Origin of the sequence: Paenibacillus naphthalenovorans (assembly GCF_900099895.1) — a bacterium.
Taxonomy (GTDB): domain Bacteria; phylum Bacillota; class Bacilli; order Paenibacillales; family NBRC-103111; genus Paenibacillus_G; species Paenibacillus_G naphthalenovorans.
Map to the genome: position 1 here is coordinate 1 of NZ_FNDY01000058.1, position 10,948 is coordinate 10,948.

Annotated in this window: 8 protein-coding genes and 3 pseudogenes; 5 read left to right on the forward strand and 6 right to left on the reverse strand. The window is 45.0% G+C overall.

Annotation, left to right across the window (positions count from 1 at the left end; all coding sequences use genetic code 11):
• Positions 1–234 precede the first annotated feature (234 nt).
• The 6 genes and pseudogenes from BLT35_RS25435 to BLT35_RS25465 form a co-directional block, all read right to left on the reverse strand.
• Positions 235–693, reverse strand: a pseudogene (locus BLT35_RS25435) (IS3 family transposase); the annotation flags it as partial.
• Between the two features lie 89 nt (positions 694–782).
• Positions 783–2,306 carry a group II intron reverse transcriptase/maturase gene (gene ltrA, locus BLT35_RS25440; protein WP_074730165.1) on the reverse strand — a complete coding sequence of 508 codons (1,524 nt, stop codon included), beginning with the start codon at positions 2,304–2,306 and terminating at the stop codon, positions 783–785.
• A gap of 669 nt (positions 2,307–2,975) precedes the next feature.
• Positions 2,976–3,667 (reverse strand): annotated as a pseudogene (locus BLT35_RS28105) (IS3 family transposase); the annotation flags it as partial.
• A 453-nt stretch (positions 3,668–4,120) separates the two neighbouring features.
• Entirely contained in the window at positions 4,121–5,062 is a 942-nt protein-coding gene (locus BLT35_RS25455) for a tyrosine-type recombinase/integrase (protein WP_074730159.1), read from the reverse strand.
• Positions 5,059–6,186, reverse strand: coding sequence for a tyrosine-type recombinase/integrase (locus tag BLT35_RS25460; protein ID WP_074730160.1), 1,128 nt, complete (start codon positions 6,184–6,186; stop codon positions 5,059–5,061). The genes BLT35_RS25455 and BLT35_RS25460 overlap by 4 nt, the downstream gene beginning before the upstream one ends.
• A 2-nt stretch (positions 6,187–6,188) precedes the next feature.
• The gene (locus BLT35_RS25465; RefSeq protein ID WP_074730161.1) at positions 6,189–7,697 is read right to left on the reverse strand and encodes a tyrosine-type recombinase/integrase; all 1,509 of its coding nucleotides are present in this window, start codon (positions 7,695–7,697) and stop codon (positions 6,189–6,191) included.
• 75 nt (positions 7,698–7,772) lie between these two features.
• Between BLT35_RS25465 and BLT35_RS25470 the strand changes: the two genes are divergently transcribed.
• The 5 genes and pseudogenes from BLT35_RS25470 to BLT35_RS25485 all read left to right on the forward strand — a co-directional run.
• Positions 7,773–7,952: a hypothetical protein gene (locus BLT35_RS25470; protein WP_074730162.1), complete on the forward strand. Its 180-nt coding sequence runs from the start codon at positions 7,773–7,775 to the stop codon at positions 7,950–7,952.
• Between the two features lie 18 nt (positions 7,953–7,970).
• A complete protein-coding gene (locus tag BLT35_RS25475) occupies positions 7,971–8,732 on the forward strand; it encodes a hypothetical protein (protein ID WP_074730163.1) in 762 nt (253 codons plus the stop codon).
• Positions 8,733–8,767: 35 nt separating this feature from the next.
• Positions 8,768–8,929 carry a hypothetical protein gene (locus BLT35_RS27270; RefSeq protein ID WP_175472069.1) on the forward strand — a complete coding sequence of 54 codons (162 nt, stop codon included), beginning with the start codon at positions 8,768–8,770 and terminating at the stop codon, positions 8,927–8,929.
• Positions 8,930–9,001: 72 nt separating this feature from the next.
• A complete protein-coding gene (locus tag BLT35_RS25480) occupies positions 9,002–10,642 on the forward strand; it encodes a recombinase family protein (protein WP_074730164.1) in 1,641 nt (546 codons plus the stop codon).
• Positions 10,623–10,865, forward strand: a pseudogene (locus BLT35_RS25485) (sigma factor); the annotation flags it as partial. The gene BLT35_RS25480 and the pseudogene BLT35_RS25485, both read left to right, overlap by 20 nt.
• Between the last annotated feature and the right edge of the window lie 83 nt (positions 10,866–10,948).

Consider the following 10,948-nt stretch of genomic DNA (forward strand, 5'->3'; position numbering starts at 1 on the left):
TGAATTGTTTTGGCCAGAGCATTATTTAATGCTTCTTTGGGTTACACCCAGACCAGAACTTTACCAGGTCTTACCACGAACTGCATAGGTCATGAAATAACGTAATGACCGGAAAATCCTTACAGAACAAGGCTTCTGGGACTTACCGATAACCAATGATAACGAAAAAATGAACCCTGGCAGCGATGAGGTCTGGACCTCTGTCAATAGATTGGACACATAAAACCGAGAAAATTACGCAGCAGAACAGAGCGTACGTTCGCATTGATTGGGCGTGAGATACCCTATAGCTGAGTGGATCCTTTTTCCATTGTAGAAGCATGTAATGTACTCAAAAATCCGCTTTTTGGCTTCTTTGCGTGTCTTGAATTTCTCGAGATAAATAAGTTCTTTCTTTAGAATGCTGTGAAACGACTCAATACAAGCATTGTCGTAGCAATTCCCTTTGCGACTCATGCTGCTTATCATGCAGTACGTTCTCAGCCGCTCTTGGTAATCGTGCGATGCATACTGGCTGCCGCGATCGGAATGGTGCAGCACATTCCCTTTGGGCCGCTGAAGCTGATAAGCCTGATCCAGCGCTTTCAGTACAAGCGATTTGGTCATTCGTTCGTCCATGTGAAAACCAACGATCTTACGGGTGCACAGATCCTCTATGCTAGCCAGATAGAGCCAGCCTTCATCTGTCGGGAGTGAAATAAGAGATAGGGCGTAGTCGAACTATTTCCCAATCTCTCTTTCCCGAACCGGACTTGCACCTCTCAGCGCATCCGGCTCTCCATTTAAGTGTTGCTTAAAGCAAAGGCGACTTCATCATAATAGGATTCAATTATTCGCCGCTTCTCAGAACGAAGTATATAAGGGTTTCCGGGTGGATTTTTCCATGTAAACCAGCCCTTGCGACTAGTAATTAGCCTTCTTAGCGCCAGTTCTCCATAGAATCCACGACTGTTTTGTCCTTGCAGCACCCAAATTTTAGCCTTACCCTTACTTGGGGAGCGGACATGATCTTTCATTAGTTGTCGAAAACCACGCTTGTACTTTCGGGCCAGCCAGTAACCAAGTTTCCAAAACACAACACGATCTACTTTGCCGTATATGGCGGCTGTGTGATCTGTGTATTGATAGAAGTTTGCCCAGCCTGCAAGTTGTCGGTTTAAACCTTCAACTAAATCCATGGTGTTCATACCGTAGTTTCCTGACAGTTGCTTGACTAATTTCTCTGTGAAGCGGCGGTATTTATCCCAGGGGATAGATGACACTGGACGCATTTGCCCACGAGACCCCCGTTTGCGAATAATACGATGACCAAGGAACACAAAGCCATCATTCACGTGCGTAATATGTGTTTTGTCCATATTAAGCGTTAGCTTCAACTTGTCTTCGAGAAATTCACGGCATGCTTCACGCACTTCTTCTGCATGGGCCTTGGTTCCTTTGACTACCACCACAAAATCATCAGCATAACGGCAATAGGAGATTGCTGGTTTCCATTGTCGGTTTTCACGTATCGCCACAGGGCGTCCTGTTTGGATGCCAAAGTTCCAAGCCCAACGATCTTTCCGTACCTTCTTGCTTAGAAATTTCGCTTCCATCCATCGGTCAAATTCGTGTAACATGATATTAGATAGGAGCGGCGAGATAACACCACCCTGCGGAACTCCCTCACTAGAGGCACGGAATAGACCGCGATCTACACAGCCTGCTTTAATAATCTTCCAGAGCAAGCCGAGGAATCGCTGGTCTGAGATACGTTTACGAACAGCCTTCATTAATAATCGATGGTGAACAGTGTCGAAGTAGCTGGCCAGATCACCTTCTATGACCCACCGACCGGCAGTTGCATTGGTTTGTTCATTGCCATCTTGCAATTGCATCTTGATTGTTCGTATGGCATGGTGGACACTTCGCGCTGGTCTAAACCCGTATGATTGAGGATGAAAGTCACTCTCCCAGATAGGTTCCATGACCATTAGCATTGCGCGTTGTACGATACGGTCTCTAAGACAGGGAATGCCTAGCGGTCTAAGTTTGCCGTTCGCTTTTGGGATATACACGCGGCGGGCAGGTCGCGGGCTGTACGTTCCGGTTAGCAACTCGTGTTGCAGCAGTTCCAGTTCAGCATCAAGTGTATCTTGCATCTTCATTTTGTCGATACCGTCTACACCCGGCGTTCGTGCGCCGCTGGAGGACAACGTGATGCTCGCAGCCTCACTAAGCCAAGACTTGCTAGCGATGAGTCGTAGTAATTGGTCAAATTTACGTTCTTTGCTTTCTGTTGACCATGTCGCCAATTTGCTTTGCATTTCACTGATTATCAAAGGTCTTCACCTCACTATGGTCAGTTAATGAGCCAAGCAAACCACTTAAACTGTCTCCCTTCGCCATGTGACCGGCTTTCCCGGCCTCGGACTACTACGGAGACTCCGTCATTCCACATAGCATCGGGGAACACACTCCCTTGGCATCTATGTAGACTTTCCCCAGTTCACATGCTGGACTCCACACATGGGTTAGGCTGCCTATCGCAGTCTTTATCCTTGCATTCTGCAAGTCGTCGCGGACATCGCGGTCTAGCTATGCATTCACCGTGAATCCCATCGGGTCAACTTACATGTTTGACCAGACTTCGTGAATGCCATCAATGCGGGCTAATGGCAGTTCAGTCCGTGACCTGCCTGTTAAGCGATGTAGGCAGGGGTGACATTTCAACCCTCAGATGCGGTTTAATAGGTTCGTGTTCCTCAACCTTCCCATGCTCAGCCTAGAGACTCATCTTGGCGTAATCGCTTCGCCGCAAGCCCCGTTTCCCGCGGACTACGTCACCTTGCCAGTGTCGGCAAGTCATCGCCGCTTCGGCTCACTCCTTCTCATAGCAGAAGAAGGGCATGTCTGTAAAAAAAAAATCTGGACATGCATTCCAAACATGCTCAAGTAACTTGTTCCGTTATAGGAACTTGTTAGCTGGGCGTACTATACGTGATGTCGGCCATCCAGACTTCGTTTGGCTTTTGCGCCGAAAACTGTTGGTTCAGCACATTGTCAGCTACAGGCAGATCGTGTTTCGAGTTCGTCGTTGCCTTGTATTTCTTCACTGTGCGAGATTTCAATCCAAGTTCTTTCATAATACGGGCAACGGTTTTCTGTGATACGTGAACACCTTGTTGCTTCAGGACTTGCCACACTTTCGGACTTCCGTAGAGCCGTCTGGAATCGATGAAGATTCGGCGAATCTGTTGCTCCAGTTGCTTTCGACGCTTGCTGCGATGACTCTCCTTTCGCTTGACCCATTCGTAATAACCGCTTCTGGATACTTGGAAAACGGAGCACATCTTCGCGACACGGAGCTTGAAGCGGCGATCGTGGATGAATTTGTAGATTAGCGCCGGTCTTTTGCGAAGTAGTGCATGGCCTTTTTTAGGATTTCGTTCTCCTCTTCCAAATCACGAATTCGCTTTTGGAGATCGCGCAAGGCTTTGTCATCCGGCTTCAGCTGTCCACTGCCAGGAAAAGCTTGCAGACCGTCTTTCTTGAATTCGGCGATCCATCGGTACAGTGTATTCTCATGCAGCCCCATTTCCCGGGCTACCTGCGCCACCGTCTTTCCTTCCTCCTGGATGAGCCGAACGGTTTGAAGTTTAAATTCTCTGTCGTACTTTTTCGTCATCTCGGACACCTCGATCTTGAATGCTTTTATTGTCGCACTCTCGGTTCTCCGTGTCCAATGTATAGTCTAGCATCAGTCAGAGGAGCGATCCTCGGGGGCAGTCCGCTCGTATGAAGTTCTTATATCGGAATGGAAAGGATCGATAGGCTGACTGAACATTTTTATAGAGAGTTGAAACGATAAGACTTGTATTTTCTTTTAATTCAATTTACAATATTTACATTCCTACTATTGCTTCTGTTCCCAACGGAAGCTTGATCAGTGACCATCCTCTGGTCCAAATCATGTCTCCTAGGACATTTGATGTGATACCATTCCCCATTCTCATTGGTATCCAATTCGCTTTTGATGCGCTTAATAGATAGCATGGCATGCGTCTGTGCTTACAATAAATTGTTCATACAAAGAACCCGAATGAGCTTTTTTAGCTGCTTCATTCGGGTTCTTTCTCTTTTATTGAACGAAATCAGGACTCGCGTGATTTACGAGTGTGGAGGCATCGACCGGCGGTACATACCGTAAAGTTGTTGATAAGTGCTTATGACGGAGTAGACGTTTAATGATGGTGATATCGATTCCGTTGCTTTGCATCAGATAAGCGGCGGTATGTCTGAAACTGCGGGCGGTTACATTTTTTTGAATTACCGCTTTCTTGCACAATCGCTTAATGATCTTGTTCAGAGATTCTTTGGTAAGCGGACGGTTATTTTCAAAGAAAACCTCGCGTCGTCCGGATTTCCTCCATTCTTCAAAAGAATCGTGCTGCAAGTAGCGCTTTAATTCGTCAACCAGAGTGTCAGGCATATAAACCGCTTGAGCGGTCGTTTTCTGTCCCTTATCGACGTAAATAACGTTCCTTTCAAAATCAATTTGATCATAAGTCAACTGGATGATTTCTCTACTTCGCAAGGCAGTCGTCGTCATTAACAATAGCAGCGTAAAATATTTCCTTACGAATGGATCGGCTTGAAGGGCGGCCTGAAATAATAGTCGGCATTCATCGATCGAAAGAGAACGGTCAATGATGCGGCGTTCATAATACGGATTCGGATAATTTTTCATGGGATTGTGTAGGATCAATCCCAGACCATAAAGCAGTTCGAAAAAATTTTTTAGATAGACGATGTTATTAAACAAAGTGTTTTTGGTGGCATTGTATTCCTCTTTAAGGAACTGGATATATCCGTCAATGCAATCGGCGTCAATGGGTCTATAGGTCTTCGTGAGGATATCAAAGTAAAAATGGTCAAAATCCAATTCCCCTTCATAATCTCGGCTTAGATACTGCTCGAATCTCATAAGTTGTCGGCTGTACGCGTATTTCGCAGATTCTTTAAGTTGGCTGTGTTTCAACCAGTTCTTGTAGTAGCGGGAATCCATCAACAAACGGTTCATTTGCTCTCCAACCTCTCTTTGATTTGCCTCATCACCTCACGGGCGAATGGATGCTTGTTAATGGCATGCTTTAACTGATCGTCGAACATTCTCAAATACTTCATGGTGCTGTCCAGGGACTCGTGACCAAGAAGTTTGGCAAGGGTGTAGATGTCAATGCCGGCTTCAAGGCCCTGAATGGCAAACGTATGCCGAAACGAATGAGGACCAAGTCGATCTTTATCTTCAACAGGAATGGATTGCGTTTCTAGAATTATGCTTTTCATAAAATGTTGAATGGCTCTCGGCGTTAACGGCTTTTTGCCCCCGGTGCTTGAGAAGACGTAAAGTTGCTTATACTCGGATTCGGGCAATGTTTCACGGGCTCTACTGTACTTCTTTTCGATATAATCCGTAAGCATCAGTAACGCCAGTTGATTGATTTTTCGCGATTTCTTTGTATTCTCTGCTCCCTTGGGAATCACTTTCAAGGTTTGTGTATGCGGATCTATATCTCCGATTTGCAAATGACACAGCTCATTAATCCGAATGCCACTCCCAAGGAAAGTCCAAATAATGGCCGTGTAGAGCGTATCGTGATTTCGCGACTGGGCAATCATTAATATTTCTGCGATCTGCGCCTTTGTAAATGCTTTTGGCGTATCATCGTTCAACCATCTCACTCTCAGCACTTTCTTTAAATGCTCCAAGTCTTGATGTCCATAAAATTTTTTATAGGTGGTCTTGATGAAGGTCCGAAGAAAGGAAGACTTTTTGGCTTTTGTATTCTGATCAGAGTACTGGTTAATGTAATCGGACAAAAATTCACCGTTCGTGGTGGATTGAAAGAGCGCATTTTTGCCAAAATGCTGCTGCACATATTGAAGGAAAAGCTTCATTTCAGATCGGTACGTCGTTTGTGAAGTTTTGCTTAATTCGAGAATATTACTGCTAAGGAAAAATGATTCGACAGCGTCCGTAAGTAATACGTCGGGTTCATTCTTGGGTGTCTTCTGAGATGGATGAAATTGAAGAGGCAGCGATTGTATTGACAAAGTCAACTTATCGGCGCCGTAGCTGCTTAAAAGTTCTTTCATCCGATTGTTCAGTTCCTGCAGATGTGTATCTTGAATGATCTTTGGCATGATCATCTCTCCTCTCGGTAATCAATTCGATTAATCGCATGTTGCAGCTGAGTGTTGCTTCGGTGAATGTACCGAACGGTGTTTTCCGGTCTATCATGTCTGGCCAAATACATCAGCAATTGCGGCGGACAATCTTGATGTTCTGACAATCTGCTGATAAACGTGTGCCGAAGTAAATGAGGACCTCCTTGATATTTCCAACCTGCAACGAAAGCGTAAAGTTTATAGCGATCTCGCAGTTCCCGGATAAAGGACTTGGGATTTTCGCTGAATACAAAATCTTTATTTGGGCGAGTTTCGAGCAATTCGATCAGCCATTGCAATAAAGGTTCTGGAATGGGAAGCAAGACGCTTTTTTCGTTCTTGCCGAATATGGAAATGGTGCGGTTCTCGATATTAATATCCTCCCGGCGGATGCGAGCCGCTTCATGAATTCTTAAGCCTAACCAAACCATCAACCCAAAGGCTGTTCGATCCGCTTCGGGTCGATCGGCATATTGTTCGATGGTCAGGAAGAAGCGTTGCAAATCCGAGTCCGTAGGCAGGTCGCGATAATGATAGCGATCATATTGGATACCGGAGACATCCAAGGTAATATCCTTGGTTAACCAACCCATTTTATACAAATTAGAAAACAGGTAGCGAATGTCATACAAGTGGTCGCTAGCAGTATGTTTGCTGCATGTTCCATTTGCGGCGAGCTTTAATAAATGCCGTTTGAATTCCAATAAGTGGGTTTCCGTCACTCTGGACAGCGGGATGTTATCAGGTTGTGTCTGTTGGAATTCTGCATAGTTATGATGCAGCCAATTCAGAAATTTAGAATAACTGAACTTATACTTGCCTTGGATGGACTGCTCTTTCACTCCCGACCGAAGCAAGTCGTTAATATGAGCTTGAATTGCCGGATGATTGATTGGTTGAGTCATTCTCTCGGATGAACGTTTTTGTAACTCTTCAATCTCGAATTCACCAGGCAGCAATTTACTATAAACGGCTAAAAGAAAATTCTTTTCAATGAGGTCCGGATATGATGTATTAACAAACTGAATAAGAATTTCTTTGTTTGCAAGCTGCTCATCATGAATGTCTTGGGTATTGAGATTCAATTGGGTTTTGAAAAACTGGACCAGTTTCAGCGCATAATTGGTTAACGCAAAGTAAGTTGTTGGTTTGTAAGACTTTTTCATTTCCAGATATTCAAGAATCGCCGGTGCGGTTATATATCCTTGAATTTGCGTTGACCAAATCCAATCATTCAGCCCGCGCGAACCTAATCGGCGAATAATGATATGCTCGGGAAATGTGATGGCGTACATGCTATTCAAGAAAAACAGCACCTTCTTCATGTTTAAATTCTTGATATCATGGTTGCCAATGTCTTTGCTGATTAAACATTCTTGCGAAATTGATTTCTCATAAGAAGCATTCGACGAGATAGTTTTCGCATTTTGCTTCCAATGATCTGATCGGAATATATCCATATCTCTAATATCCTGATCGCTATCCATCTGCATCTCTCCCTCAGATTCTGTTAGTTCGACCGTTCAGACCGCAGTTTTTGCTTAGAAAGGAGGTGGGGTCCGGTGACCATCATCATTGATGTAAAGGTATCATTTGCTTTAACTTCTGTCCCGGTTGCTCCACATTTGGAGCAAAAACACGTTGGATTTTCGGGTTGTGCGAGGATTTCGGTCGAAAGAAACAAGAATCTGCTCCATATATGGAGAGATGATGATGGATGCCTTGATACGGGATTAAGCTGATGGAGGGTAAAGCTTAGGTTGAAGGTAGATCTTCTTCAACTGGCTTTCCAATTCATCAAGGATGAAATAGATGAAATCACTTATATCAGCAGGCATGATCAAGACTGGTATGAGGTGAAAGAACTGGCAGCTACTGACCCAATAACTTTTGGTATTCTGCTACGGAAACTATCCTTGCCTTATCGTCGAAAAGCATTGATTCAGGCTTTTGCTTTAAGGACAGTGGAGCTAAGAACACTCTTGCTGGGGGATTTTTCGGATTCTTCTTCAACGATTTCTGACCTATATCATCCAGTGAAATATAGAAGAAGATTTACCAATGAGCTGCTAGCCCAATTTGGCATCATCCACCGCGTACCTTTTGATTGGGTTTATAAGGATGGGTCTGTTGTGGAGCGATGGAACTTCAAAAATTATGATTTTAGTGGGATAGCTTTAACTCATATGAAAGACATAATCCCGTTATTGAGAATGGCTGAAGGCCGAAATAGAAATGTGAATGGATATGCCATCCAGGCAAGCACGGATCAAGAATGTTATATCCGTTTGGAATCACGAGCGGATGTGATCGTCGTTGATCTTTATCAAGCTGACTTATTGAGTTTGGACCAACTCATGTCCGGGCTAAAGTCGACGTCCTTCAAATGGTCTGGCTTCATTACCCAATCCGTTGTGCCTGGGTACCGGTACTGGACATTCATAGGTGCTGAAGATGATTCAGCTATTGTCCGGATCATGGAAGCAGAGTTCAAGTATATCCAAAACCCTATCCACCTGTGATAGGACAAACCGCCGACGGAATAAGGTGTATTGAGGTGAAAAGTATGGAGCGAATGCCGACAATCAAAATCGTATATGTGCCTCATACTTTATACAGCGAATCGGCTCAAGTCTCAAACACCTTATCCGCCGCGGAAGCCAAAAATGCCGTCATCGATTACATCCTAAAGCGTTTGATCCTAAAGCCGACTGAATAAGCCGGTTTTTTTGTTTCTCTCTTTGTCCATACTGGAAAGTAATTATGTAAGAAAGGAGTAGAGCGAACCTCCATGTATACAGCCATCTACCCACGTGTTTCTACAGGTATGCAAGCCTCAGAGGGCACAAGCCTTGATGCTCAAATTGAAATCTGTATGCGGAAAGCGAAGGACTTGGGAATTCCCGAATCTATGATCAAGGTGTATCGTGAGGAAGGATTCACGGGAGAAGATATCGACCGGCCCGCCATGAATGAATTCAGGCAGGATGCGGCGCAAGGTCTGATCCGTCGCTTGATTGTTACTCATCCCGACAGGTTGACCAGGGACTTAACAGATAAATTAATTCTTTGCCGAGAGCTGGAGCGGAGCGATATCGAGCTGGTGTTCGTAGACACGGAATACCGGAATACGCCGGAAGGCCAGCTTTTCTTTAACCTGATGAGTTCCATTGCCCAATACGAGTTGTCCTTAATCAAGAAGCGGACGGTACGCGGAAGGCTTAAAGCGGTGGAGAAGGACAAGAAGATCATGCCCATGCGTGTGGCCCCTTACGGATATGACCTTCAGGATAATACCTTGATCATCAATGAGCAGGAAGCCGAATTTGTCCGTAAAATGTACCATTGGTATGTGCATGACAATTATACGCTTCGTGAAATCGGGGATCGCCTCTATTCATTAGGGGCGGTGCCCAAACGCGGAGAAAGCAGGAACTGGAGCGCCAGTTCTATTCGAAGGGTCCTTACTTCTGATGTATACATTGGCAAGTTTTATTACAATCGGAGAGAAACCCGGAAGATTCGCGGCGAGAAAACCAAGAACGGTACACCGAAAAAAACATATGCGTTTCGCGAGGAGAAGGATTGGATTGAGGTTAGCGTGCCAAGTATCATCGACCCGCATCTGTTCGAATTAGCTCAGGTGCAGAAAGAGAAGAACATGAAACGATCAGGAAATGTAAAGTATCAGTATTTATTAAAATCGATGATTCGCTGCGGCCATTGTGGAAGAATGTGGCAAGCCACAACTTATACAGGGCGAGTAAATAAGGCAACGGGAGAAAAGATCCGTTACACCTGTTACAGGTGTCCAAATCTGTTTCCCAAGAAGTACGGCGAAGGGGTTGAGAAGTGCCCCACTCAAACGTTACGAGCCGATATGCTGGACCATTACGTCTGGAAGCTGATCCTGGAGACACTGTCTAATCCCGATGATTATATGAAGCGGCTGCAAAGCAAAGCCAATGAAATCAACCTGGAGCTTCAATCCGCCGCGGACCATATCAAACGTCAACTGGAGCAGAAGGAAAAGGAGAAGGAAAAGATCAAAATCATGTTCAAGCGCGAGGTCATCGATGAGCAGGAGATGCTCTCCGAAATGCAAAAGATCAATGCCGGACTAAAGTCGTTGGAGCAGGAGCTTGCCGGGTACGAAAGGCAGCTGTCCGACCAAGTAGAGAAGGAAATATCGGCCAACCGGATTGCAGAAGTATCTCAAGCTGTCCGAAGCTTCATTGAGAGCGCCGGCGACGAGCTTACCCTTGAAGAGAAGCGACATATTGTAGAGACACTGGTTGATGAAATCATTATCCGTTACGACGGGAATGAAGTGCAGATTACAGCGGTTGGGGCGCTTGACGAGTTGAAGCGGCAGCAGTTTCTTTCACCTGGGAATGACATCGGTTCGTGTTCACAACCTCAAAAAATTTGATAACACGGGAGAAGATCTGGAGGATTTAATCTCGATCGGGACGATAGGATTGATTAAAGCGATCGAATCTTTCAGTCCTGACAAAGGGACCAAGCTGGCTACGTTTGCCGCAAGGTGTATTGAGAATGAAATCCTGATGCATCTGCGTTCGCTGAAAAAGACCCGCAAAGACGTATCGCTTCATGACCCGATCGGTACGGATAAGGAAGGGAATGAATTAACATTTACTCCTTATCCGTGTTGATAATTTTCCTTAGAACCGCAATGGTTTATCTCTCTATGCTTGGATGAAGTTCAAGCACGAAC